This window comes from Micromonospora sp. SL4-19, assembly GCF_047921475.1.
In the GTDB taxonomy this organism is placed as follows: domain Bacteria; phylum Actinomycetota; class Actinomycetes; order Mycobacteriales; family Micromonosporaceae; genus Micromonospora.
In genome coordinates, this window is the sequence record NZ_JBLROB010000051.1 from 1 (window position 1) to 24,808 (window position 24,808).

A 24,808-nucleotide genomic window follows, 5' to 3' on the forward strand; every position below is an offset into this window, starting at 1 on the left:
GGCGCTTCGAAGCCGTCGGGCTTGACCGTCAGCGTCCGGTAATAAGGCCGACGAGCACCCTGCCCGCAAAGCCGCACCAGACGAGGACGAACAGGCCGTAGATGGCGGTGAAGATCCAGCCGACCACGAGACCGGCGGTGGCAAGCTCAACCCCGCGCTCGCCTGTCTGGGCGATCTGCTTCTTGGCTTTGTTGCCAAAGTAGATGCCCAACGGCGGGAACACCATCGCGCCAAGGACCAGCGCGAGGATCGCATACATGTTGACCGGCGGAGAGTACGCATAGGGCGGATACGGCGGGTGGCCCGGCGTCATGCCTGGCTCCGGTGGGGGTTGCTGAGTCGACGGCTGGTCGCTCATGTTGCCCTCCCTGGCTAGGGGTGGCGGCTACCTTTTCAGCGTAAAGGAGCCCGCAAGCGGGCCTCAGGTGTACCTGGCTGTGCACGTTGACCCGTACGAGGACCACCAGGAAACGAAGTCTGTGGTTGATGAGGACCAGGACGTGAATAGGCGAGAGGGGCAAGGTCCGAGGAGATGAGCCGGCAGGAAACCGCGGTCCGACGAGGATGAGGTCGGGCCGGCGGCCACGTCCAGAGCGGGCGAGGCAGCCAGCGTCATGCGCGGTTGAGCCTAGCGGTCCCCGAGGCGGCACCGGACGGCGATGGTCGGGATGGGTGTTGTGTTCGTGGCGGCTTGGTCGACTCGGAGCGCTTCCTGTGATCTGTTGCCGAATTACCGGGTTGGCGGCGGCGGGGCCGGAACCGGTTGGATGAGACGGATATCCGACGGTTTTGGGGGCGTGGTGGCGGAGCTGGTCAAGATCAGGAGGCTGACCGACCAGGAGGGCCAGCAGTTACCACGGATCGTGCGCCGGGGCAGCACCAACACAGTGCGCTATCGACGGGCGATGATGCTGCTGGCCTCGGCCGGCGGCAACCGAGTTCCAGTGATCGCCCAGTTGGTGCAGGCCGACGAGGACACGGCGCGGGACGTGATCCACCGGTTCAACCAGATCGGCCCGGCCTGCCTGGACCCTCGGTGGGCGGGAGGCAGTCCCCGCCTGCTCAGCCCTGACGACGAGGACTTCGTCGTCCAGACGGCCACCACCCGCCCGACCAAACTCAACCAGCCCTTCACCCGCTGGTCCATCCGCAAACTGCTCGCCTACCTGCGCAAGGTGCACGGCCGGGTGATCCGCATCGGCCGCGGGGCCCTGCGCTAACCCCGGGCCCAGTGGCGCCCGCAGGAGCGCGCGCACAACCGACAGATGCGTCACAAGTGCGCGTTTTACGCGTTCGGGTCCCAGTCTGCGAGCTGCTCCATCGGCTCGGTGTCGCCGGTGGTCTCCAGGCCGTCGAGCGGGACGCGCTCGTAGAAGTAGAGGACCAGTTCGCTCGCTGCGCCTCGCATCGCCATGTCGCCCGGCTCCGCGTCGGCGGCGAGGTCGTCGCAGCGGACGCCGTCGGCGTTGAGGGTCAGGCGCCAGGAGCGGCCCTCGGTCGTGTGCAGGTCGATGGTCGCCGGCTTGAACGGCCAGGGGACGGTCGTCGCCGAGACGGTCGTCAGGAACTCGTCGACGCCCTCGACCGCGACGTCCGTCGGCAGCGGCTGTGCGGCCCGCTGGGTGAGCTGGGCGTCGTAGGTGTGGACGGCGATCTCCTGGATCTGGTGCCGGGCCACGGCTCCGCTGGTCTCCGGGGCCTGCGAGCGGCCCCACCAGGTCCAGCAGCCGCGGTCCGGGCCGGCCTCGCGCATCGCGTCGAGCATGAGCTCGGTCGACTCGGCGAGCCAGGCGTCCAGGGCTTCGCGGTCGCGGGGCGCGGTCGGGGCGCCCTTCGGGTCCGTCCTCGCCGGGGGCTCAGCGCCCGGGCCCGCCGCGATGATGGCGGCCTGGCGGCGGCGGCCGTCGCCGAGGTGCTGCGCCAGTTCGCGCAGCGTCCAGTCCGGGCAGGTCGGGACCTGGACGTCAAGGTCGGGGGCGGACGCGATCGCGGCGCGGAACGCGGCCGAGCGGTCTTCGATCAGCCGCAGGACCTCGGGGAACTCCAAAATGTTTTGCACCTCGGTTGTGTAGCACTGCGCTCCGGCCGCCGGGTAGCGAATTTGTCGGACGAACGCGTCGACAGCCGGGCGGAGCGCCGGCGCCGAAGCCGTCCTGAAACTCCGCGCACTGCTCGCCAACGGCGACTTCGACCGCTACTGGACCTACCGTCTGGGCCAAGAGCACCAGCGCAACCACCGGGCCCGCTACCAACTCGCTGCTTGACCTACGAAGTCACTCCCAGCAATCCGCACGGCCGATTGCAGACTGCGCCAAGTGCCCGGAACCGATGCCTCCGGCGGGGATCTTCGACAGAGATGGGGGCCGCCCACCTCCACCGTGAGGCCGGGCGAAGCCGAACAGACCTGATCCCCGTCGTGATGTCGTCATGGGGAAGTAATTCGATTGCTGCTCGGTCACGCCCGCCGCACGATGCGGTCATGACCATCACGCAGCTCGATCCGGTCGATTCCGTGGCGATGGGCCGGTGGTACGACCTGATGGTCGCGGTGACCCGCCACGACCTGCCCGACTTCCCCACACCCAGCCGACAGGAACACACGGCCCGGTTCGAGCACCCGTGGCCCACATTGACAGAAGAGGCGCTGCTGGCCTGGGACGGCGACCGGGTGGTCGGTGCGGCGTCGTACCTGCTGCCCCAGGCGGCGAACCTGAGCATGGTCTACCTGGAGCTGATCGTGCACCCGCAGCACCGGCGCCGCGGCATCGGCACCAGGCTGTTGGAGGAGGTCTACGCGGCCGCCCGACGGCACTGCCGGAGCCTGATCGAGATCGAGACGGTTCGGGCACTGCCCGGCGGCGTTGCCCGCGACGAGGCCGGCTACCACTACCTCACCAACCGCGCTCACCGGCCCGGCGTGACCAGCATCAGATCCCGGTGCCAGATCGCCGACCATTCGGGGGGCGCCGAGGCGACGCTCGCCGAGGCGTGGACCCACGCGGACGGGTACTCGCTGGTGCAGTGGCGCGACGCGGCACCCGAAGAGATCATCAAGGATGTCGCCGCGCTGCAGAGCCGGCTCATGCTCGACGCCCCCACCGGTGACCTGGCGGTCGAGCAGGAGTTGTACGACGCCGACCGGGTACGCGGCCAGGAGGCGACCGAACTGGGTCGCGGCCACCGCGCCTACTCGACGGCGGCCCGGCACGACGCAACCGGCCAGATCGTCGCCCGCACCAAGCTGTCGTTCGAGGCGAACGACGACACTCACGCGCGGCAGCGGGTCACGATCGTCGAGCCTGCCCACCGTGGCCGGCGTCTCGGTCTGATCGTGAAGTCGGCCAACCATGCGTACACACGGGCCCACGAGCCGGCGCTGCGCGTCATCGACGCGTGGAACGCCGAGGAGAACACGCACATGCGGGCGGTCAACGCAATACTCGGCTTCCAGCCGGTGGACGGCTGGTCGGCCTTCCAACTGTCGGTGCCGGCTACGTAGCCAGGCCGCAGCCGTCGTCAACGCATGGGAGGCGCCTCGGGCACGTATCCCAGCGCTTCTGCCCAGCGTCCAGGGATGCCCCGGGCACGGTTGCCTCAGCCAGATCATCTTGACTCGGTGTGGCCGCCTGATGCCAACTTGTCGTTGGATCCTCAGGCGGGTGAAGCGGCCGCGGGTCGCGGCTGGGGATCGCGGAGTGAGGTTGGGGAGAGGAACGGCTGGAATGGGCGGTCGTCTACGATCTCCGGCAACCGCCGGGCCACTCCGGCGAGGAGGTCGGCGACCTGGACTCGCGGATCGTCCCGGGAATCGACCATCACAAGCCCGGCCAGGGGTGAGTTCCCGGCCGGCGACGAGTCGGTCTCTTCGGCGTCGTCCGGCGGCGAGGGGCGGGCGCGGTCGACCAGTACCTGCTGGAGGCGGCTCAACCGGCCGGCCGTGAGGGCGCTCTGCTCGTCGTGGGTCACCAGCACCTGTCGCTTTCCGTCGCCGCTCCAGAACAGCACGGTCTCGGCCAGCGCCGGCAGCAGCGGCTCCAGCGGTGGTGGGATCGACCGGTCGTCGGCGAACAGCCTGGCCAGCACGGCCTGCACCCGGGTACGGCTGAGCCCGTCGAGGATGTCGTCGGCCTGTGCGCCGAGCCGGTCCCGTAGCAGCGCGTCCCGCGCCTGGAAGAACCGTTCCAAGGCCTGGGGATCCGGCCGATGCCGCCGCTTGGTCCGGACCAGTTCGACAAAGGCGGCGAGGAAGACGCGCCAGTCGTGATCAGCCAGGTGCCTGGCCCGGTACAGGGTCCGGGCGGCCGGACGCTGGTCCTGGGTGAGGCGGGTACCGGCCGCGTACGACGGCTCGCCCAGCAGCAGGTCGACGATTCGGGTGGTGAGGAAATACTCCTTGTCGATCAGATGGACATGCGCCCGGCCGCGCAGTTGTGCCAGGAACCACTCCAGGGCCTCGCCGGCTGCCGAATTGCGCAGGAACTGCCCGGACTTGAACTCGTTCGGTGAGAATCGGAACCCGGACCGCAGCGCCGTGATCAGCTCGACTGCCTCGCCGATGCACAGGTCGACACTCGCGTGCGTGATCACCGGGGTGGCGCGATGGAGCAGATTGGTGCCGGAGAAACCGGACTCGTCACACGCGATCTCCACAACGGCGCCGGCCACCGTATCCATCGGTGGCAGCCCGCCCTGAAGCGGCAGCCTCATACCCGATTCCTTACCATGCCCGGCGCCAAGCGTCGTCCATCAACGTACGCCACGACCCGCACAGTGCCCCGAACTGCACCCCGGTGCAACCCCAATACGAGCCGGGCGACCCGTAACCGCGCCTCCAGGAGGGCTGTCCCGGTGGATCGGGGCACCGCCTTTCTCGGCCAGTCGTCCGTGCCTTCGTGATCTATCGTGCTCCTCGTCGTACAAGGATTCGGAGGGTGGCTCACGATGGCTCGTACCCAGCTGTATCTCGTCCGCCACGGCGAACAGGATCCGGCGTCCGGGCACGGCGCGGACGGCGGCCTTTCGCCACTCGGTCGCGAGCAGGCGGACCGGCTGGGTCGGCGGCTGCGTACGGTGCCTTTCTCGGCGATCCACCACAGCCCGTTGGCCCGGGCGGCCCAGACCGCCGACATCGTCGCCGGCCACCTGCCACAGGTGCCGCGACACGGCTGCGACTTTGTAGCGGACCGAACGCCGGTGCCCTCCGCCGGGCAACGCGGCCGATACCCGGACCGGTGGCTTGCCTGGCTCGACGGCGTGCCCGACGACGAACGCGACGAAGACGCGACGGCCCTGCGGGCTGCCGTCGCACACTTCGGTGTCGCCGGCGACACCGACCGGCACGAACTGCTGATCACGCACAACTTCGTCATCGGGTGGTTCGTCCGCCACATGCTTGACGCCCCGGAGTGGCGGTGGATCGGCCTCAACCAGGCCAACTGCGCGATCACCGTCGTGCAGTGGGATTCCGACCGACCGCCTACCCTGGTCAGCTTCAACGACACGGGGCACCTGTAGCTGCACGGCCTCCGCTCGTACGCCGCCAACAGGACCTGGCAGGCGGGCCCGCCCTGTGCTCGGCCTTCCTCAGGGGCACCGCCTGCGGGCCAGTTCCCTTTCCTCCTGGGGCAGTGCCTCGGCGGCCAACAGTTGCGGCAACAGTTCCGGTTCGAGTGTCATCGCCCGGAAGACGAGCTCGACGGTCACGTGGTGGGTGGGTCGGTGCAGGATCTCGATCGGGTCGGCGGCGCAGATTTGGCCTGCCTCGATCACGCGCAGATACGCGCCCGGCAACGCGGCTTGCGTGAACCGCTTGATCCAGCCGTGCTGCTGCAGCCAGCCCTGGAATGTCGCACACGGGATCCGTGCGCATGACACCTCCAGGACGACATCCGACCCGATCCGCCAGCGTTCGCCGATCAGCGCGCGGTTGACATCGAGGTCAATGGTCGTCAGGTTCTCCCCAAAGCCGCCGTTCGTGATCGGCCTGTCCAACTCGGCTTCCCAGCGGTCGAGATCCTCGCGGGCGTAGGCGTAGACAGCTTGGTCGGGACCGCCGTGGTGCTTCACGTCGTAGACACGGTCGCCCACGAGACCGACTTCGCCGGTGCCCTTGGGGCCCGGGGCGACGACGGCGACCGGGCCGGAAAAAGGTCGTTTGTCAATTCCCGTCGCGCTGAGCTTCTTCCACGGATTGGGTCGAGGCTTGCCCACATTGACGGAGAGAAGCTTCATGGCAGCGAAGGGTAGGGCCGGTTGCCCGCCGATGCGACCCATTTCCCGGCCACTACCGACCGGGCATCCGCCCGCCGGTGGCCCGGCAACTCAGGGGTCAAGCTGCACGAGGGGCCATGGGGCGTCAGCCCAGGGCTCTCCCGGGCCGCGCGTCGGCCGGCCGCACTTTCGCGGGATTCGTCGCGGCCGCTGAGCGGGCCGCTGCGGCTCATCGACGGCGGCTTCGATGCGTGGCAGCCGGACCGCGAGCTCGTCGCCGAGCCGGTAGATCGCGTTGCCCCGTACCGCAGGAGGGCACCGGCGTGACCGGCGCTCTACCAGGTCCACAGGCGGAGCAAGACCGTGGACCGGAGGTTTTCGTGGCCCGGACGGCGCTTCGCGCTGCACCTGTAGGGCTGGACGGAACGGACACGTGCGTAGTCGACCAGACCTGTCTCGGGTGCGTGTCTCCGGGCCGCGTACTGCGGCAGACGATCGACGATCCGCAGTAGGGAGCCCGGCTCAGCACCGATCCGGGGCTGAGCCGGGCTCCCTGTGCGTTACTAGCTGTTTGTCCTCCGGCTAGGCGCTGCCTAGCCGATCGGCGTCCACGGGCCGTAAGGGTCGCCGGGGGCCTGGTTGCGGGTCCACCACTTTGCCTTGTACACGTGGTCCTTGTAGGTCACGACGTCGCCGGGGGTGAAGATCCGGGATGCGGTCCAGATAGCGGTGCCATCCTCGGTCAGGGCTAGTTCCTGCCACGGCCCGTATGGGTCGCCGGGGGCCTGCTTGCGGGTGTACCAGCTGGCGAGGTAGACCCGGCCGTTGTAGGTAATCTTGTCGCCGTTGTTGTAGGCCGTCGACGAGTTCCATGCCTTGGGCAGGTTGACGGTGACGGTGACGGTGGTTTGGGCCGCCTTGACGTAGGCGTTGCCGGAGTACGAGACGGTCAGCGTATGCTCGCCCCCCGCCAAGCCGGCGGGCAGGGTGAACGTCGCGCTGGTCCCGTCCAGCGTGGCCGAGCCCCGTGCCGTGTCACCTTCGTACAGGTCGACGGTGCCGGTGGCCGGCGAGTCGTCGTCGGCGTTGACGGTTACGGTGACCGTGGCCGCGGTACCCCAGTCGACGGGCTGCGAGTCGGCGGTCAGGGTCGGGTCGACCTTTTTCAGCGTGAGCAGGCCGGGTCGGTAGGGCAGGAGGCCATAGTCACCGCCGGAGCTGGGGTCGCGGCCCTGGTAGAGCAGCTGCAGGTTGCAGGGGTCAATGGTCATGGTCTGGTCGGCGGTGGTGCGGATCAGCTCGCCGTGGCTGATGTCGTTGGTCCAGGTGGCACCGCTGTTGGCCTTGCCGGCGAAGGGGCTGCTCTCGGTTGCGGCCTGCGGGGTCCACTCACCGTCAAGGCTGGTGGCGGTGAACGAGCGGAAGTACCGCCCGTTGGCGCCGATCGCCTCGACGATCATGAAGTACTGGTCCTGGCCCTGGACCTTGTAGACCTGGACCGCCTCGAACAGGTTGTTTCTGGTGTCGGTCATGATGACGGTCGCATTGGTGCCGAAGTCGCCCGGGAAGTTCTCGATCGGCATGCTTGCCCGGTAGATATTGCCGTTGTCCCCGGCGAAGAACAGGTACATGTTCTTTTCGTCGCCGATGACCGCTTGGTCGATGGGGCCGGTGCTGGAGTTGGAGATGCGCCCGGAGAACAGCGGCCTCGCAGCCGACCATCCGTTCGCGTTGGTGGGGTCGCTCGACGTCCGGTAGCTGAAGGCGGTCGCGCCCCACTGGTAGGCCAGGACCCAGATGCCCTTCGGGGCGAAGTAGAACAGCGTCGGAGCAACAGTAGACGAGGACATCGTGTTCTGGGTGGCGGTGGCCATGTCGGACCAGTCGTCGAAGAGGCTGAAGTTCATCGAGCCCCACGAAGTTCCCGTGTTGTGGGTGGTCGCGTAGACGAGATGCCGGCCGTTGTACTCGACAGTGGTGAAGTCCTTGAGCGAGACCCAGCCCGCCTTGGGGGTTGCGAGTGGCCCCGTGGAGGTCCAACGATATGTTGTCGGAAGGGCACACGTCGTCGACGAACTGGGAACCAGCGAAGCACCGCCGACGTTCGCCGATGGACTCCCGGTGGCGGCGGTGGCGGAAGCAGCTTGGGTCGATACCGCCACGACCGAAAGCAGCGTCATGACGACGGCAAGACCTAACGAACGAATACTGGCGGCTTTCCTCACCTTCACCTGAACACTCCTATCCTGTTGTTGCCCGCAGGCTGGGGGCTTTGCCAACGGGTACGCGGAGCCAACGAGCTGTGTTCGCCTTCGTTGGAATGGACCGTGCTCGTCCCCTGCTGACGGGGAGCGGCGTGGCCCGATCAGGACTGGCGGCCCCAGACGACCACCACGCGGACGGACTGCGGGCCGCCCGCGGCCCGCAGTCAACCACCTCAACGGGGCTCGGGACCGTCCCGTTGGGACTGCATGTGAGCGCTAACATCCTCGGGTTTGCGATCAGCCTGCCACATCGTCTCGTAACGTGCAAGCTTCCGGAAGCACATGCTTGACCCCGTCTAGGTCCGCGTCGACCACTAGGTGGGGCCTCGTTGCGCACTTGCGCCCCGTCGCCGCGTACCGTCCTTCCATCCGCATAGACCGAGGTAATGACTGGCCAACGGTCCACAAGGCTCACCGGCGGCTCGCCAGGTAGGCCCCCGAGCCGGCTTCGTGGGAGAGGCGAGATCGGGAACGCGGCAGAGGGCCGCGTCGGCCTGGCGGTCGCCGCCGCGGTTAAGGCGTGTCGCAGATGCAGTGGCGCCGGCTTCGGTTGTAGAAGTCGGTGATTCAGGTAGCGATCTTCAGGCGGGCTCCGGCGCAGATGCGGAACTGGCGGCGGTGGACGTACTCGACCTTGATGGTGGAGAAGCTGGGTCTGGTCGAGGGCTTGACACTCGATGTTAGCGGTCACATCATGAGAGGCCGATCACATTCGCGTTTGGAGCTCGCTATGCAAGCCTCCGTCGACTGTGATGCCTCCGGCCTGCGCCCCGCATCCAGGCCGGTCGGCGTCGTCACCGTGTTCGAGGTTCTCGCCCGTGCACTGAAGCGCATCGCAGGCGCAGAAGCCCCCAGGGCGCCAGGCTGGCGGCGCAGGATCTCACTCGCAACGGTCGGCGCGCTCCTCTGTGCCGGTGTGGTACCCGCCGGTGGTGCGGCGCACGCCGCCGATGGCTGGTCGCCTCGATCGTCCTACACGTCGACCGACAAAGGCGATGGCACGTACTCCGTGCCGCTCCTTCGCTCCGACGTGCCGGACATCGGCGTCGAGCGCGTCCCGGCCGCCGAGAACGACGAGGGCCGGGACGTCTACTACATGATCAGCACGACGATGCACCTGAGCCCGGGTGCGCCGATCATGAAGTCGTACGACCTGGTGAACTGGGAAATCGTCAACTACGTCTTTGACCGGGCGAGCATCGGGGACTCGTTCTCGCTGCGCAACGGCCAGAACTCCTACGGCCAGGGTCAGTGGGCGTCGTCGCTGCGATACCACGACGGCATGTTCTACGTCGCCTTCAACACCAACAACCTCGGCGGCGCATACATCTACCGCACGGATGACATCGAGAACGGCGCGTGGCAGCGCACGGCCCTCGGTCGGGGCCTACACGACCCGTCGCTCTTCTTCGACGTCGACGGCACACCGTACATCTTCTATGGTTCCGGTGGGACGAGCGCCGTGCGACTCAACGCCGACCTGACGGCGATCACGCAGGACTACCCGAACATCTTCACGGCAAGCAACTACGCCGGCCGGCCATACATTGGTGGCCTGTTCGAGGGCGCCCAGTTCTACTACATCGACGGCTACTACTACGCGGTCATTATCACCTGGCCGTCCGGTCAGGGACGTCAGGTCGTCATGTTCCGCTCGCCGGAGCTGCTCGGGCGCTACACCTCCGCAGGTGGCGTGAACACCTACGAGGCGCGCGGTGTTCTCAACTCCAACGGCTTTGCGCAGGGCAGCCTCGTACCGATCTCCCGTCAGGGTGGCGGCACCGACTGGTACGGCATGTTCTTCCGCGATTCGTTCCCGATCGGTCGCATTCCGGCGCTCATCCCCGCGACGTGGCAGGACGGGTGGCCGACCTTCGGCAACAACGGGGTCGTGCCGGTAGAGGGCGCGTTCGAAAAGCCGATCAAGCTCAGCCCGGACGAGGAGCTGTTCGAGCGCCAGAAAAGCATCGTGGCCTCAGATGACTTCGCCAACGACGCGCCGCACAAGGCGTATACGGACGAGGAGTGGACGATCCCGGAGCGGCCGAAGTTCGACGAGTCACTCATCGGCGTCGAGCTGCTGGAGAATCCCGGGTTTGAGTCCGGCTCGGTAGCCCCGTGGGGTGCGCAGTACGGTGCGACGCTCAGTCTTGACTCGACCGATCCGGCCTCGGGATCGGCAGCGCTGAAGGTGAGCAACCGTACGCTTAACGGTTCCGGCCCGAACCAGTTCCTGAACGGCAAGATGCAGCGCGGTGTGACCTACACCGTGTCCGCGAAGATCAAGTACACGTCGGGCCCCAGCAGCGTGCGGTTCAACCTGGCCGCGGACTGGGGCTCGGGCGTCCAGGTGATGACGTCCGGGAACGTGCCGGTCGGGCAGTGGACGACGGTGTCCGGCCAGTACACCGTCCCCGCGGCTGCGAACGTCAACAATTTCAAGTTCGCTGTGGAGACGCCGTGGGCGAATCCGCAGCCGCCGTCTTCGAGCGTGGAATACCTGATCGATGACGTCTCGATCGTCGGCCAGCCGGTGACGCTCGAGTACCCGACCGAGGGCGAGATCGCCCCCAACGGGTCGCGGCTGGACCTGGCGTGGGAATGGAACCACGCGCCCGACAACCGGTACTGGTCGCTCACCGACCGGGAGGGCTGGCTGCGGCTGACGACCGGCAAGGTGGTTACCGGCCAGTACATCTACACGAAGCTCTCGGATCGGGCTGAGCTCGCCTGGTTTGAGGAGGCAAGGAATACGCTCTCGCAGCGCGTGTTCGGTCCGCGGCAGTCGGTCGAGACCAAGATGGACATCTCCGGCATGGCAAATGGGGACGTGGCCGGCCTGGCGGCGTACAACCGTGGTTTCTCGTATGTCGCGGTCAAGCGCGCGGGCGGTGCGAACACGCTGGGCGTCGTCAACCGGGTGCAGCCGTTCGCGGTTGACCTCGACCAGGCGTCGGTCGAAAACTTCGTGACGGGCACGACGGTCTCGCTGGGCGACGCGACCGAGGTGTACGTGAAGGCGGATCTCGACTTCGCCTCGCCGACCCGCCAGCTGTGGACGACGTTCTACTACAGCCTTGACGGGCGCCAGTGGTCCCAACTGGGCAACCGCGTCGGCCCGCAGACGCTGGACGGCAGCCTCGCCCACTTCATGGGGCACCGGGTCGGCCTGTTCAACTATGCGACGCAGCAGACAGGTGGGCACGTCGACTTTGACTACTACCTGCTCAGCGACACGCTGACCGCGCAGGGCAGGTCGCTCGACACGAGCGAACTCGACGCGGCCATCGCGTACGCGGGGACGGTCAACGAGCGCTACTACCCGAAGGACGCCTGGGCTGCGATGCAGGCCGCCCTCGCCGGCGCAGAGGTGGCGCGGGGCGGCGGGTTCGGCACCCAGAACCAGATCGACGCGCCGGAGCGTGCGCTCAGCTACCAGCTGGCCCGACTCGGTGTGCTCAAGACCGAGTCGCCGTGGATGGACGTGTCCGTGGTGGCTGGGACCCGGTGTGTCGGCGGCAAGGTGATGGTGACGGTGGAGGTGTCGAACAACGAGGCCGCTCACGTGTCGGCGTCGGCGGGATCGGCGTACGGGATGCGGCCGTTCGGCGCGGTGCCGCCCGGAAAGCGAAAGTCGCGGCCGCTTCCCACCGATGCGGCGAGCGTGCCGGCCGGTGAGGTGACGGTGTCGGCGTCGGCGAGGGTGGACGGTGAGTCGTTGTCGGCGTCGCTCAAAGCGCCGTACGACGCCCGTTCCTGCGGTTGATGAGCCGGGGGCGGCCCGGGTGCTGCTGGGCCGGCCCGCCCCACCGCCCCATGCAGGTCCCGTCACCGACCTGCTTCCGGGCACAGCGGTCATGGTCACTGGGAGATCAAGGAGGAAATCTCGTGAAACAGCGCTTGCGAAGCGCAACCCGACGGTTCGCCGCGATCGCGACGGCCGGGGCCATGGTGGCGGCCGGACTCGTCGCGGGGGGACCCGTCCAGGCCGCCGACACGAATCTCATCGCGAACGGCGGGTTCGAGGACGGCCTGGCGAACTGGTTCGCCAACAACGGCAACGCAACCGACAGGGCAACGCTTTCGCCCACGACAGACGCTTACTCCGGATCGAGCGCCGTGCTCGTCACCAACCGGGCGACGACCGGATCCGGTCCGATGCAGGACCTCTCCGGCAAGGTACAGGCCGGGCAGACCTACTCCCTCAGCGCCCGGATCAAGTACGAGAACGCGGACGGGCCCGCGACAAAGCAGTTCTTCGCCACGATGCACTACGGCGGGGCCACCTACACCAACCTGGTCAGCGCGACGGCGACGAAGGGGCAGTGGGCGCAGTTCAACGGGCGATTCACGATCCCTGCGGGGCAGAACGTCTCGACGGCGCGTCTGTTCTTCGAGACCCCGTGGACGAGCAACCCGTCCGCCGATCCCAGCTTTCATCTGATGGACTTCAAGCTCGACGACGTGTCGGTGGTCGGAGCTCCGCCACCTCCGCCGCCGTCGAAGACCATCGAGGTCGTCGGCAAGCTGCCGGGGGAGCACAACCCGCTGATCGGGCACAAGTTCGGCGCCGATGGGTTTGGCTTTGTCCATAACGGCCGGGTCTACATGTACATGACCAACGACACCCAGGGCTACGCGCCCGACCCGGCCACGGGCATTTCGCCGGCCATTAACTACGGCAACATCAACCAGATTACGCTGATTTCCTCCGACGACCTGGTCAACTGGACGGACCACGGTGAAATCCAGGTCGCGGGCCCGAACGGTGCGGCACCATTCACCGGCAACTCGTGGGCACCTGGCATGGCCAAGAAGGTCGTGAACGGTAAGGAGAAGTTCTTTCTCTACTACGCCAACGGTGGCGGCTCGACCAACGTGATCACCGGTGAGTCGCCGCTCGGACCGTGGACCAGCGAGCGCACAAGCACGCTGATCGACGGCCGTACCCCCGGCGCCGAGGATGTCGCGTGGAAGTTCGACCCGGCTCCGCTCGTGGACGAGGACGGCGAGGCGTACCTCTACTTCGGTGGCGGTCCCGCGTCAACGAGCATGCCGCCGGCCGAGCGCTTCAACAACCCGAAGAACCTCCGGGCGATCAAGCTCGGCGACGACATGGTCTCGACCCAGGGGTCGGCCGCGGCGGTCGACGCTCCGGTCGCCTTCGAAGCCGGCCACGTGTTCAAGCGTGAGGGCAAGTACTACTTCTCGTACTCCTCGCACTTTGGTGGGAACGACTTCGGTGGCAACCAGCAACGGCTTCCCGGCTACCCCGGCGGCGGCCAGATCGGCTACATGATCTCCGACAACCCGATGTCGTGGCCCAAGGAGACCTATGCCGGCGTGCTGTTCCCGAACCAGTCGCAGTTCTTCGGCACCGGCACCGGTGGCAACAACCACCAGTCGGCGTTCGAGTTCGAGGGCAAGTACTACTTCACCTACCACGCCCCGACGCTGAACAAGCGCATCACCGGGAACAACACCCAGGGGTACCGCAGCCCACACATCCAGGAGCTGACCTTCAACCCGGACGGCACGATCCAGCAGGTCGTCGGCACCTACGCCGGAGCGGCCCAGGTCCGCAACTTCGACCCGTACCGCGTGTTCGAGGCCGAGACCCTCGGCTGGAGCAAGGGCATCGCGACCGCGAAGGTCGACGGCGCGTCCGCCCAATTCGGCGGATCCGCTCCGAACCTGGTGGTGCGCGACATCGACAACGGCGACTGGACGGCGCTGTCGTCGGTCGACTTCGGCGACGGCGCCCAGAGCCTGACGGCGAAGGTGCGCCCGCTTGTGGCCGGCGGCAAAATCGAACTTCGTCTCGACGATGTCGCCGCGCCGGTGGTCGCGGCCATCCCCGTCGACGCGCCGATCGGCGAGTGGACGGAGCTGACCACCCAGATCGAGGGCGTGGCCGGCGTGCACGACGTCTACTTCACCTACGCCGGGCCCGATGGTGCGGATCTCTTCGAGATCGACTCCTGGGCCTTCGAACCCGCGCCGCGGCTGCACGTGTCCGCGGTGGCGGGGACCCGGTGTGTCGGCGGCAAGGTGATGGTAACCGTGCAAGTCACGAACGACGAGGCGGTTCACGTCTCCGCATCGGCAACGTCGGAGTACGGGTCGACGCCGTTCGGAGCGGTGCCGCCGGGCAAGCAGAAGTACCGGTCGTTCCCGACCGACGCGGCGGACGTGCCGGCCGGTGAGGTGACGGTGTCGGCATCCGCGACGGTGGACGGTGAATCGTTGCCGGCATCGCTGAAGGCGCCGTACGACGCCCGTTCCTGCGGTCGATGACCAGGGGCGGCCCGGGTGCTGCCGGGCCGCCCCTCCCGTCGTCTACCGCAATCAACGCGCTGACGGTGAGGGCAGCGCTTGCCGTCTCTTACACCACCCCCGCGGACGCCACCCGGTCGCGCGCCGGGGATCGGGGAGCACCTGGGAAGCAGCCGGGCGCACTGAACGGCGTTGAACAGCGCCCAACTGCATCGAACGGCACTCACCTTCAACCCACCCCGACCTGCGGTTTCCGTTTCCGCAGGTCAGAGTCGATGCGGCGTCCTGCTTCACACAACTGCACTCAACTGCAGCGAACAGCAGTCAACGGCACTCTATATCGCCTGACAGAGAAAGTCTGACACCGATCAAGGAGGATAAATTGAGATTGCGACAGCAAAGGTCACGTCACAGGCTGAGTCGGACGGGTAGAGGTGGCGCCAGCCTGGTACTGGGTGCGCTTCTCTCGGTCTCGTTCGCACCGACGCCCTCGCACGCGGCCGAGGAGGGGCTCAACGAGGGCCTGGTGCACCACTTCGCCCTCGACGAGACCAGTGGGACGACGCTGGTCAACTCGGGCAGTGCGGGCTCGGCGGCGAACGCCACGCTCGTGCATCCGGAGAAGGCGACCTTGACCGGGAAGGGAGTCAGGTTCAACCCCGACTCCTACGAGAGCGCCCTCAACGGTGCGTACGTGGCGCTGCCGAAAGACATCACCGCAGGCATGTCGAACCTCACCGTCGACTATGACGTGTGGATCGACCCGGCGAACGTCGGCGAGCACCAGATGTGGGGCTTCGGCGCGAAGTCCGGCTCGTGCGATGCCGACACCGGCGCCCAGGGCTCCATCTTCGCGTCGAACACCCAGCGGTTCCGCGTCGCGGTGGGTTCGGCGAACCTCCAACAGACCCGGGTCCGCATGCCCGAGGGAGCGTGGACGCACGTCACCTACACTCAGTCACTGAACGCGAACGGTACGAGCTGGACCGGCAGGCTTTACCTCGACGGCGTGCTGCACGCGACGTCGACGAACCTGACCACGCCACCATCGGTGAACGCAGCGGGGACGAACTGCAACTTCCTCGCTCGCTCGCAGACGTCGGGCCACTACTCATTCCGCGGAACGATCCGGGACTTCCGGGTCTACGACCGGGCAGTGAGCCTCGACGAGACACTCGCCCTGGCGGAAAGGACCGTCTCCACTGGCGTTCACGCCGACGCCGACGCCATCGACCTCGGCCTGACCAGTGCGATCGTACGCGACATCACTCTGCCCAAGGTGGGCTCCGTGGCAGGCTCGGCCATCACGTGGACGAGTTCGGACCCGTCGGTCGTCGAGGTCTACACCCCGCCAGCCGTCGCCAGCGCACGCAAGGTTGCGGTGACCGGCAGGATCACCCGACCCGCGCAGGGGCAGCCGGACGCGACAGCCACGCTCACGGCGACTGTCCGCAAGGGCGCCAATGAGGTCACCACACGGGAGATCCCCATCGTGGTGAAGGCCGAGTTCGATGACGCGCAGGCGGTCGACCGTGACAGGTTCGACCTGACCCTGTACGCCACCGACGACGTGCGCGGAAACATCAACCTCCCCGCCAACGGCGAGTTCGGATCCAAGATCATCTGGAAGTCGACCACCGACCTCGTCACCCCGACGGGTGAGGTGAACCGCCCGGCCTTCGGCCGTGCGGATGTTGCCGCCACCCTGACGGCGACCATCACCAAGGGTTCAGCCTCGCAGACGAAGTCGTTCCCGGTGACCATCACCGCCATGCCCCGTTCCGAGGAGTACGAGCGGTACTTCATGGGGTACTTCAAGGGCGAGGGAATCGCCGACGGCGAGCAGATCATGTTCGCAACGTCCAATGGAAACACCGCTCTGGACTGGACCGGTCTGACCGGAGGCTGGCCGTCGCTCATCTCCCAGCTGGGCGACCAGGGCCTTCGTGACCCGCACATCGTCCGCTCACCCGACGGCGACACGTACTACATGATCGCCACCGACCTGAACTGGTACGACCAGGGCGGATACGCCATCAACGACACCCAGTACATCGAGGTGTTCGAGTCGCACGACCTCGTGCACTGGACTCCTCAGCGGCACGTGAAGGTCGCGCCCGACAACGCGGGCAACGCCTTCGCACCCGAGTCACTGTGGGTCGACGAGATCGGCGCCTACGCCGTGTTCTGGGCACAGTCGCTGTGGAACGACCCCGTGAACCGCACCGGTCAGGGGAACGCGCAGATGTGGTACACCACGACGCGCGACTTCCAGACGTTCTCCGGTCCCAAGGTCTGGCAGAACCCGGCCCCTAAGTCGCGGATCGACACGACCGCGATCCGGGTCGGTGACTACTACTACCGCGTGACCAAGAACGAGGCCGGCAACCAGGGCTCGGACATCTTCTCGGAGAAGCACACCGACTTCCTGGACAGCAACATCGACAACTGGGAGTTGGTCGCTCCGGCTCTGGGGCGCACGACCTGGGTCGCCAACCAGGGGTACGAGGGGCCGGTCATCTTCAAGGCCAACCCTGGTGACACCTCCTGCCCCGGCCAGTTCTACCTCTGGGGTGACCGATACACGAACGGCGGTGGATACCAGGCCGCGTGCCACGAGAACATCGAGGCCCCGACCTGGAACGCCAAGGCGATCACGATGACCAACGCGGGTGTCGTCCGTCCGCGCCACGGCACCGTGATCCCGCTCACCCTCCGGGAGTGGAACGACATCCGCAAGATCCCAAACAGCGACGTCACGACCACCACTGAGGTGGCTGTCGAGCCGTACGCGAGCGGGGCCCAGACGACCACGGCCACCGCCACGGTCAAGGCAGCTGACGGGTTCGAGACCGGCGGTCAGGTGCGGTTCAGCATCGGCTCGTGGTCGAAGCTCGCCCACCTGAACGACGGCGCTGCCACGGTCACGCTGCCGACGGGTCTGCCTGCGGGCGCCCGGACGGTCAAGGCCGAGTACCTCGGCTTCGACTACCTGGAGGCGTCGGAAGGCACGGCGTCGTTCAAGGTGCCCTCCGGCCCGGCCGCCGTCAAGGTCCAGGCGAGAACCGCGCCGGCGTCGGTTGTTCGCGGGGACACGTTCAGCCTGAACGTGACTGTCGGGCCAGCGGGCGGGCAGAAGCAGAAGGCTCCGACCCCGACCGGCGAGGTCACCGTCACCTTCGGCGGCACCGTGCAGGTCGTGCCACTGGCGGACGGGGAGGCCATCGTCACGCTGCAGACTGCGGATCTGCAGCCCGGGACGTACAGGGTCCACGTTGCCTACTCCGGCAACCCGACCTACCAGCCCTACGCCGCCAACTACCAGGAGTTGACGGTGCGGTAGCCAGCAGGTGGCGGGCCGGCGATCTCATCCTCGTCGGCCCGGCACGAACGGCCTGGGCGGGTCGGCGAGCTCATCCTCGTCCGCCCGCCCAGTTGTTGTGGGGCAGATCCTAGAGACGAGCTCGCGTCCGACAGCATGAAGTCGACGAAGGCATCGGCCCCGGCTTCGTTGCCGGTGCTGTCGATGATGCCGACACCGGTGACCTGGAGAGGTCCCACCGGTTCACCGGGGTAGAACCTGGCCGCGACGTTGGTGGCCTCGCCGTCGAGGTGCAGGTCGTAGAGGTAGTAGTGGCTGCCGAAGTCGGCCTCGGCGAGCTCGCCGGCGGCTACGTCGTCGACGATGGCCGCGGAGCTAAAGAGCACCGTGGGCTCATTCGCCTGTATACCTTCCAGCCAGGCGCGGGCCCGGTCGCCCTCGATCTGAGCGCCGGCTACGCGCCGCTGCCCCTCGGCTACGAGGTAGGCGCTGCCGACAGCCAACGCAGCCCGACGCTCTCGAACCGCTTGCCCGGCCACACACCAGCCGGCTCGCCGAGCCGCCTGCGGCCGCCCAGAATACGGAGCAGCTCCAGTATCTCCCTGGGATTACGCGCGGACGCGTTGATGTCTCAATACGGGCGCCGGTTACACCGACAGGAGGCCGGCTCAGCCGATCAGCTGCCGCCGGTCTCGGGGCCCGAGACCGGGGAGCAGGTTGGGAGCAACCGGCTGCGCAGAACGGCGCTGAACAGCGCTGAACAGCGGTGCGCGTTCAACGCCACCATCGCGGTTCCCGAATGGGGAGAACAGTGACCCGGAGGTTTTCGGCGAGCCAGCGGGCGAGCTGCGTCTCGATGACCAGGTGCTCGCTGGCAGCGTGCGAGACGCCGATCAGGGCCATGTCGGTGGTGGCAGCGAAGGCTCGAACGGCGTCGAACTTCCGGCGCCCGTACTCGCCCTCGATGCGCACGTGCAGCTCACCGGTCAGGTACGCCTGGGCGCCCAGGCGCTCGGCCAGCGCCATCTGCTCGACGTGGTCGCCGACGCCGCCGACCACCGCGACGCGGGTCACCACGTCGTGCACCGCTCCTTCGACCTCGACGGTGTCCACCCCGAAGATCTTCCGGGCGCGGCGTACGAGGGCGGTGCTGCTGATCGCCGGGATGTCGGCCACGAGTCCGGCGTGGCCGTCGCCGTAGGGCCAGAACTGGTCAACGATGGTGCCACCCAGCGCCTCGACGATGGCTGAGGCGGTGCCGACCCGCAGCGAGGTGTCCATCGGGGCGTGACAGGCGTACATCGACAATTCGCGCTCGGCGATGGCCTGTAGCCGGGTCGCGTCGATCGGCACGAAGCCCTCCGCCCAGACGTCGCCTTCCGGAGACCCGTTGCGCACGTCGATCGGATGATGGGTGACCAGCAGGTCCCCGCGCTCGGCCACGGCCAGCCAGGCGTCCAGAACCTCCGCCGACGGGAGGCAGGCGCCGTACACGGCGCCGACCATCGGATAACCGCGACGCATGAGCCCGTTGAACCGTTGAGCGAACCGCGGCTCGACGAACCCCCGCCAGTCGGTGCCGATCTCGTCGTAGACCCGGGGCAGATGCCGGCTCATCGCGATGTCGGGCGCGGCCGCATCCAGGGCGAACAGCTCGTCGAGGGCGGTGACCACCTGATCGAGATCCACAACCATCCCCGCACCCTATGAGGCGCCATGCTGGGCGTCATCTGCCACGGCAGGCGCGGATCCCAACTCCGGCCGGCGGATCGTAAGATCCACGCACCGTGGCGAAATCCTCGTTCCCGTCCCCCTCCGGAGCCCGCATGTCCGAGCCGCAGCACCCCACCGACGTACCCGAGGTCAGCCGGGCGCGGCGGCGCTGGCTGCTACCGGTGGCCGGGCTCGCCGTGGCCGTCGCGGTGCCGCTCATCACGGTCATCGCGACCGGATCCGATCCGGAGCGCGCGGCGGTCCGGTACGCCGCCGCGCCGACCTCGCCGCCGCCGACCACCGACGCCGCCCCTCCGAGGGCGTCCCCGGTCCCTGCCCGCACCGCGACCCCGACGGCAACCCCGACGGCCACGCCCTCCCGCGCGTCGACCCCGACGCGGCGGCCCACGCCGGCCCGGTCGCCTGTGGCACCCGCTCCGCGGCACCGCGCGACGACCACCACCCCCAAACCGCGTTGCACCCCTGCCGGGGTGGTGGACGTGGTCCAGGTCTTCACCTACGGGGTGGTGAAGGTGGCGGCCCGGACCAACGGCGAGTGGACCGACCAGCTCTGCCCGGGGGAGCGCATCCGGGTCTTCTGGGCCACCTACAGCCGCACCTCGGACGGCGGCGCGAAGCTGTACAAGTCGCAGGTGCGCTACCTCGACCGGGCCGCGCCGACCTGGACCATGCAGCTCGTAGTCCCCGGGAAATGCGGTGACTCCTGGTACGTGGTGGCCGGCAACTGGAGCATCCCGCAGACGCTCAAGCCCGGGGTGGTGCCGTTCGGGCAGGGCAAGCTGAACTGGGAGACCGGTGGCGGCCCCTGCTGACGCGGCCACCGAAGTTGGCGCCGCAGGCCAGGGGCAAGCACCGAACCGGGCGGCTGCCCGACCAGGCGCGCCGAGTTGGGCCGCGCCTGAGCGCCGGATCAGGCGAGCTCGGCCAATCGCGCGGCGAGCTGCTGCTCGGCCAGTTGCTGCGCGAACTCGACCGGGTGGCGGTCGGGCATCGTCTGCACCTCGGTCACGCCGAGTGCCGCATACTCGGCCGCCTCGGCCACGAACCCGTCGACGTCGTCTAGGGGCGGCCGCATGACCAGCACCGTCTTGTCGATGCTGTCGTAGTCCCGACCTTCGGCAGCACAGTGTGCCCGCAGCACGTCGAGCTTGTGCGCGACCTCGGCCGGGCTGTTGCCGAACAGGTTGCACGAGTCGGCGTAGCGGGCCACGAGCCGCAGGGTCTTCTTCTCGCCGCCGCCACCGATCATGATCGGTGGGTGCGGTCGGCTGATCGGCGCCGGCACGCTCAGCGTCTCGGCCAGTTGGTAGTGCCTGCCGTCGAACCGGCCGTTGTCGTCGCTCCACATCTGCAGGCAGATCTGCAATGTCTCCTCGAGGCGTTCGAAGCGCTCGCTGACGGGAACGACCGGTACGCCGAGGCCGCGCTGCTCGCGGTCGTACCACGACGCGCCGATGCCGAGCCGGGCACGCCCGCCGGAGAGCACGTCGAGAGTGGTGACAATCTTGGCCAGGAGGCCCGGGTAGCGGTACATCACCCCGGTGACGAGGACACCGAGTGTCATCCGTTCGGTCTTCCCGGCCACGTAGCCCAACGTCGTGTAGGCCTCGAGCATCGGCTCCTCGGCCGACGTCGTGAATTCCATCTGGAAGTAGTGATCCATCACGGTGAAGGCGGAGACGCCGGCCTGCTCGGAGATCCGGGCGGTCTCCGCCAGGGTGGGGGCCATCTCCGACGGGTGGGCCGGCGTGGAGAAGTTCCAGTAGTGCAGGCCTAACCTCATCGCGCCCGTCCTTCCAAGTCCGTGGGCGGCCACCTGACATTATGCCGGGCGGGCAGCCTCTGCTCCGCCAATCCTGTCTGTACGAAGGACCGTGGGGCGGCCAGAGCGTGGACGAGCCAGCAGGGATGCGGACGGCCACACCCTTCATCGGCGTGGTTCGGCACGGCGCGAAGCCGCCGGTGGCCCGGCGCGGGACCTTCCGCGCCGGGCCGCGGGTTGTCAGCTCGCGCTGCAGGTGGCGGTGCCGGACGGTCCGGTGCCGACGCCCTGGAAGCCGAACTCGGCGGTGGCTCCGGCGCTGAGTTGGCCGTTGTAGCTGACGTTGCGGAAGGTCACGGTACCGGCGGTACCACTGGGCTGGGCACTCCAGGTGTTGGTGATCGTCGCGCCCCCGGGCAGGGTGAGGGTGACCGCCCACCCGTTGACCGGGTTGGCGCCGACGGTGACCCGGACGTTGGTGGTGAAGCCGCCCTGCCACTGGTTGAGAGTCAGGGACGCGGTGCAGCCACCACCCGGCGGCGGGGTGGTCGGCGGGGTGGTGGTCGGCGGGGTGGTGGTCGGGGGAGTGGTGGTCGGGGGAGTGGTGGTCGGCGGCGGGGTGCCGCCGCCGGCGTTCAGGGCGTCGAGGGCTGCCGTGTAGGCCGGCTTCTTGTTGCCGCTGCCGTCGAAGAGCAGCGGGGTGCCGCTGGCTCGCCACGAATCGGAGTCGCGGATGCCCCAGACGGTGATGCCGGTGCAGCGGGACACGGCCAGGCAGGCGCGCACGACGCGGCCGTAGTTGTCGGCCTGGGCGGACCCGGAGCCCTCGATGTCCAGCTCGGTGATCTGCACGTCCACGCCCAGGTTGGCGAACCGCTGCAGGTTGGCCTGGTAGTCACTGGGCACCGGCGAGGCGCTGTTGAAGTGGGACTGGAAGCCGACGCAGTCGATCGGCACCCCGCGGGCCTTGAAGTCCTGCACCATCGCGTAGACGGCGTTGGACTTCGCGTTCTGCCCGTCGGTGTTGTAGTCGTTGTAGCAGAGCTTCGCGCCGGGGTCGGCGGCCCGGGCGGTGCGGAACGCGACCTCGATCCAGTCGTTGCCGGTACGTTGCAGGTTCGAGTCCCGGCGGGCCCCGGTGCCGCCGTCGGCGAACGCCTCGTTCACCACGTCCCAGGCGTAGATCTTGCCCTTGTAGTGGGTGGCCACCTGAGTGACATGGTTGACCATCGCCGACCGCAGCGCGGTGCCGCTGAGGTTCTGCGCCCAGCCGGGCTGCTGGGAGTGCCACGCCAGCGCGTGTCCGCGCACCCGCATCCCGTTGGTCTGGGCGTGGGTGACGATCCGGTCCGCGTTGGTGTAGTTGAACTGGTTCTGCGACGGCTCGGTCGCGTCCCACTTCATCTCGTTCTCGGGGGTGACCATGTTGAACTCGCGGTTCAGGATGCCGACGTACGTGCCGTCTGACAGCTTGTTCGCCGCGACCGCGGCACCGAAGTAGCGCCCCTTCTCCGTCGCGGCGGACCCCAGCGTCGTGCCGGCACTGGCGCGGGAGGCCACGGCCACCGTCGCGGCGACCACCGCGACACCGGCCACCACCGACATCAACACGGCACGCGGGCGCGGCCGGGCCGCCGAGCTCCCGCTGCCCCTGGCGAGCATCTTTTCCATCAGGAAGCCTTTCCATAGCCGTAATGGGTGGAAGGCGCTTCGACCACTGCCCGCCACGGTGGTCGGCTCGCTGCGCGGTCGCCCGGAGGCCGCGCGGATCGGGATCTCTCCCATCCACCGTGTTCTGATCGAAGGCTATCTCTCGAAAAAGTACCGGGACCGTTCCGAATTCTCAACTTGTCATCGAGCCGCATCGAGCCCCCGGCCGACGGCCGCAGGCGGCCGACGGGGTGGCCGCCACGACGGCCGAAACTTCCGGAACTTTCGGAGACCGCGACCCCCCCCGGTGGGTGCCCTGCCGTCCCTGGTCGCCGACGCAAGACGGCGGGGCCGGTCCGTGGAGACCGGCCCCGCCGTCGTCGAGCGGGCGTCTACCGACGCGGCTGCTGCGGCACCCGGGGCAGCACGTAGGGCGGCCCGGAGTAGATCAGGTCGGCCTTGATCTCCTGGTACGCCCGCTTCGGCTGGTAGTTCTCGTCGTACACGGTGGCCAGCCCCTCGGGCGGGTTGGAGAACCAGCCCGGCACCCACGAGTGCCGGTCGGTGAAGCCCCAGAGGGTGAACGACAGGCAGTGCTGATCGGCCAGGCAGGCCCGCAGCAGGACGCTGAAGTTCGCTGCGGACGCCTGCAGGCGCGGGTTGATCTCGTTGGAATCGCCCGCCTGGACGCCCGCGGTGAGCTGGCTGCGCACGTCGACCTCGGTGAACGCGGTCGCCAGACCCAACCCCGCGAACCTCTTCAGCGCCGCGGCGACCTGGAAGGTGTCGTAGTTGCCGTACTGGGTGCCCAGGTGGCCCTGGCTGCCGATGCCGTCGATCGGCACGCCCTTCGCCCGCAGGTCGCGGGCCATCTCGTACACGAACTGGGTCTTGTCGTTGGCCGGGTTGCCCGAGCCGAAGGCCTCGATGTTGTAGTCGTTGTAGAACAGCAGGGCCCTCGGATCGGCGGCGCGGGCCCAGCGGAAGGCGTCGGCGATGTAGTCCGGCCCGAGGTGCTGGGCCCAGAAGCCCTTGTAGTGCAAGGTCGACGGGGTGTCCCACGGGTCACTGACCGCCTCGTTGACGACGTCCCACTGCCAGATCTGGCCCTTGAAGTGGGTGACCACGTTGGTGATGTGGTTGCGCAGGATCTGCCGCATCTCCGCGGTGCTGATGGAGCCGTCCGCGACACCGCGGGTCAGCCAGCCCGGCAGTTGGTTCTGCCAGACCAGCACGTGCCCCCGTACGCGCTGGTTGTGCTTGCGGGCGAAGGCGACGAGCTCGTCGGCCGGTCCCCAGTTGTAGCTGCCCCGGGTCGGCTCCAGGCTCTCCCACTTCATCACGTTCTCCGCCGTCACGGTGGAGAACTCCGACGCGGTGACCTCGCGGTAGCGCGGATCCGTGGCGTCGCCGAGGGCGGCCATGTCGACCGCGGTGCCGACGTACAGGCCGTGGCGCATGGCCAGGTCACGCAGGCTCTGCGCGGCGGGATCGTGCGGGCGGCCCGCCGTGGCGGGGGTGATGTTGAGCGCGGCGGCGGTCGCGACGGCGACCGCGCCGACGGCGATCCAGCGTCTGAGCTTCATGGGG

17 protein-coding genes and 1 pseudogene are annotated in these 24,808 nt (G+C 68.1%); 7 read left to right on the forward strand and 11 right to left on the reverse strand.

Annotation, left to right across the window (positions count from 1 at the left end; translation table 11 throughout):
- Positions 1–28: 28 nt before the first annotated feature.
- Positions 29–358: a DUF4190 domain-containing protein gene (locus ACNAVT_RS30820; RefSeq protein WP_416301408.1), complete on the reverse strand. Its 330-nt coding sequence runs from the start codon at positions 356–358 to the stop codon at positions 29–31.
- A 409-nt stretch (positions 359–767) separates the two neighbouring features.
- On the opposite strand from ACNAVT_RS30820, the gene ACNAVT_RS30825 reads away from it, so the two are divergent.
- Positions 768–1,220, forward strand: a complete 453-nt coding sequence (locus tag ACNAVT_RS30825) for a helix-turn-helix domain-containing protein (protein ID WP_416301409.1) — start codon at positions 768–770, stop codon at positions 1,218–1,220.
- A gap of 65 nt (positions 1,221–1,285) precedes the next feature.
- On the opposite strand, the gene ACNAVT_RS30830 is transcribed toward ACNAVT_RS30825, so the two are convergent.
- Positions 1,286–2,059: a maleylpyruvate isomerase N-terminal domain-containing protein gene (locus ACNAVT_RS30830; protein WP_416301410.1), complete on the reverse strand. Its 774-nt coding sequence runs from the start codon at positions 2,057–2,059 to the stop codon at positions 1,286–1,288.
- A 420-nt stretch (positions 2,060–2,479) separates the two neighbouring features.
- Between ACNAVT_RS30830 and ACNAVT_RS30835 the strand changes: the two genes are divergently transcribed.
- On the forward strand, positions 2,480–3,499 hold the full coding sequence (locus ACNAVT_RS30835) for a GNAT family N-acetyltransferase (RefSeq protein WP_416301412.1): 1,020 nt from the start codon (positions 2,480–2,482) through the stop codon (positions 3,497–3,499).
- A gap of 152 nt (positions 3,500–3,651) precedes the next feature.
- Here ACNAVT_RS30835 and ACNAVT_RS30840 read toward each other — a convergent pair whose 3' ends face one another.
- The gene (locus ACNAVT_RS30840; RefSeq protein ID WP_416301414.1) at positions 3,652–4,707 is read right to left on the reverse strand and encodes a hypothetical protein; all 1,056 of its coding nucleotides are present in this window, start codon (positions 4,705–4,707) and stop codon (positions 3,652–3,654) included.
- Positions 4,708–4,941: 234 nt separating this feature from the next.
- Here ACNAVT_RS30840 and ACNAVT_RS30845 point away from each other — a divergent pair, with 234 nt between their 5' ends.
- Positions 4,942–5,514, forward strand: a complete 573-nt coding sequence (locus ACNAVT_RS30845; RefSeq protein WP_416301416.1) for a histidine phosphatase family protein — start codon at positions 4,942–4,944, stop codon at positions 5,512–5,514.
- Between the two features lie 69 nt (positions 5,515–5,583).
- Here the strand turns inward: ACNAVT_RS30845 and ACNAVT_RS30850 are convergent, their stop codons facing one another.
- The 3 genes and pseudogenes from ACNAVT_RS30850 to ACNAVT_RS30860 form a co-directional block, all read right to left on the reverse strand.
- Entirely contained in the window at positions 5,584–6,231 is a 648-nt protein-coding gene (locus tag ACNAVT_RS30850) for an MOSC domain-containing protein (RefSeq protein WP_416301417.1), read from the reverse strand.
- A 572-nt stretch (positions 6,232–6,803) separates the two neighbouring features.
- Positions 6,804–7,388, reverse strand: coding sequence for an Ig-like domain repeat protein (locus ACNAVT_RS30855; RefSeq protein ID WP_416301434.1), 585 nt, complete (start codon positions 7,386–7,388; stop codon positions 6,804–6,806).
- A pseudogene (locus tag ACNAVT_RS30860) lies at positions 7,371–8,276 on the reverse strand (non-reducing end alpha-L-arabinofuranosidase family hydrolase); the annotation flags it as partial. The gene ACNAVT_RS30855 and the pseudogene ACNAVT_RS30860, both read right to left, overlap by 18 nt.
- Positions 8,277–9,111: 835 nt before the next feature.
- Between ACNAVT_RS30860 and ACNAVT_RS30865 the strand changes: the two are divergent.
- The 3 genes from ACNAVT_RS30865 (at position 9,112) to ACNAVT_RS30875 (ending at position 18,093) form a co-directional block, all read left to right on the forward strand.
- Positions 9,112–12,240 carry a family 43 glycosylhydrolase gene (locus tag ACNAVT_RS30865; RefSeq protein WP_416301419.1) on the forward strand — a complete coding sequence of 1,043 codons (3,129 nt, stop codon included), beginning with the start codon at positions 9,112–9,114 and terminating at the stop codon, positions 12,238–12,240.
- Positions 12,241–12,362: 122 nt separating this feature from the next.
- On the forward strand, positions 12,363–14,771 hold the full coding sequence (locus ACNAVT_RS30870) for a family 43 glycosylhydrolase (protein WP_416301420.1): 2,409 nt from the start codon (positions 12,363–12,365) through the stop codon (positions 14,769–14,771).
- Between the two features lie 505 nt (positions 14,772–15,276).
- Positions 15,277–18,093, forward strand: a complete 2,817-nt coding sequence (locus ACNAVT_RS30875) for an immunoglobulin-like domain-containing protein (protein ID WP_416301422.1) — start codon at positions 15,277–15,279, stop codon at positions 18,091–18,093.
- Here ACNAVT_RS30875 and ACNAVT_RS30880 read toward each other — a convergent pair.
- Both ACNAVT_RS30880 and ACNAVT_RS30885 read right to left on the reverse strand, forming a co-directional pair.
- Entirely contained in the window at positions 18,069–18,458 is a 390-nt protein-coding gene (locus ACNAVT_RS30880) for a hypothetical protein (RefSeq protein WP_416301423.1), read from the reverse strand. The two genes, ACNAVT_RS30875 and ACNAVT_RS30880, sit on opposite strands and share 25 nt — an antisense overlap.
- A gap of 388 nt (positions 18,459–18,846) precedes the next feature.
- Positions 18,847–19,767: a Nif3-like dinuclear metal center hexameric protein gene (locus ACNAVT_RS30885; protein ID WP_416301425.1), complete on the reverse strand. Its 921-nt coding sequence runs from the start codon at positions 19,765–19,767 to the stop codon at positions 18,847–18,849.
- Between the two features lie 131 nt (positions 19,768–19,898).
- Here ACNAVT_RS30885 and ACNAVT_RS30890 point away from each other — a divergent pair, with 131 nt between their 5' ends.
- On the forward strand, positions 19,899–20,618 hold the full coding sequence (locus ACNAVT_RS30890; RefSeq protein ID WP_416301427.1) for a hypothetical protein: 720 nt from the start codon (positions 19,899–19,901) through the stop codon (positions 20,616–20,618).
- 98 nt (positions 20,619–20,716) lie between these two features.
- On the opposite strand, the gene ACNAVT_RS30895 is transcribed toward ACNAVT_RS30890, so the two are convergent.
- The 3 genes from ACNAVT_RS30895 to ACNAVT_RS30905 all read right to left on the reverse strand — a co-directional run.
- Positions 20,717–21,589, reverse strand: coding sequence for an LLM class F420-dependent oxidoreductase (locus ACNAVT_RS30895; protein ID WP_416301429.1), 873 nt, complete (start codon positions 21,587–21,589; stop codon positions 20,717–20,719).
- 219 nt (positions 21,590–21,808) lie between these two features.
- Positions 21,809–23,239 carry an endo-1,4-beta-xylanase gene (locus tag ACNAVT_RS30900; RefSeq protein WP_416301431.1) on the reverse strand — a complete coding sequence of 477 codons (1,431 nt, stop codon included), beginning with the start codon at positions 23,237–23,239 and terminating at the stop codon, positions 21,809–21,811.
- 371 nt (positions 23,240–23,610) lie between these two features.
- Positions 23,611–24,808, reverse strand: a 1,198-nt coding sequence (locus tag ACNAVT_RS30905) for an endo-1,4-beta-xylanase (RefSeq protein WP_416301432.1), incomplete at its 5' end; no start/stop codon positions are given.

What these genes read in the sequence shown, in the direction of transcription:
- ACNAVT_RS30845 (WP_416301416.1), top strand. Translation starts at nt 4,942, where the DNA reads ATGGCTCGTACCCAGCTGTATCTCGTCCGCCACGGCGAACAGGATCCG.
- ACNAVT_RS30850 (WP_416301417.1), bottom strand. Translation starts at nt 6,231, where the DNA reads ATGAAGCTTCTCTCCGTCAATGTGGGCAAGCCTCGACCCAATCCGTGG.
- ACNAVT_RS30840 (WP_416301414.1), bottom strand. Translation starts at nt 4,707, where the DNA reads ATGAGGCTGCCGCTTCAGGGCGGGCTGCCACCGATGGATACGGTGGCC.
- ACNAVT_RS30900 (WP_416301431.1), bottom strand. Translation starts at nt 23,239, where the DNA reads ATGGAAAAGATGCTCGCCAGGGGCAGCGGGAGCTCGGCGGCCCGGCCG.
- ACNAVT_RS30820 (WP_416301408.1), bottom strand. Translation starts at nt 358, where the DNA reads ATGAGCGACCAGCCGTCGACTCAGCAACCCCCACCGGAGCCAGGCATG.
- ACNAVT_RS30885 (WP_416301425.1), bottom strand. Translation starts at nt 19,767, where the DNA reads ATGGTTGTGGATCTCGATCAGGTGGTCACCGCCCTCGACGAGCTGTTC.
- ACNAVT_RS30835 (WP_416301412.1), top strand. Translation starts at nt 2,480, where the DNA reads ATGACCATCACGCAGCTCGATCCGGTCGATTCCGTGGCGATGGGCCGG.
- ACNAVT_RS30825 (WP_416301409.1), top strand. Translation starts at nt 768, where the DNA reads ATGAGACGGATATCCGACGGTTTTGGGGGCGTGGTGGCGGAGCTGGTC.
- ACNAVT_RS30890 (WP_416301427.1), top strand. Translation starts at nt 19,899, where the DNA reads ATGTCCGAGCCGCAGCACCCCACCGACGTACCCGAGGTCAGCCGGGCG.
- ACNAVT_RS30865 (WP_416301419.1), top strand. Translation starts at nt 9,112, where the DNA reads ATGGTGGAGAAGCTGGGTCTGGTCGAGGGCTTGACACTCGATGTTAGC.
- ACNAVT_RS30895 (WP_416301429.1), bottom strand. Translation starts at nt 21,589, where the DNA reads ATGAGGTTAGGCCTGCACTACTGGAACTTCTCCACGCCGGCCCACCCG.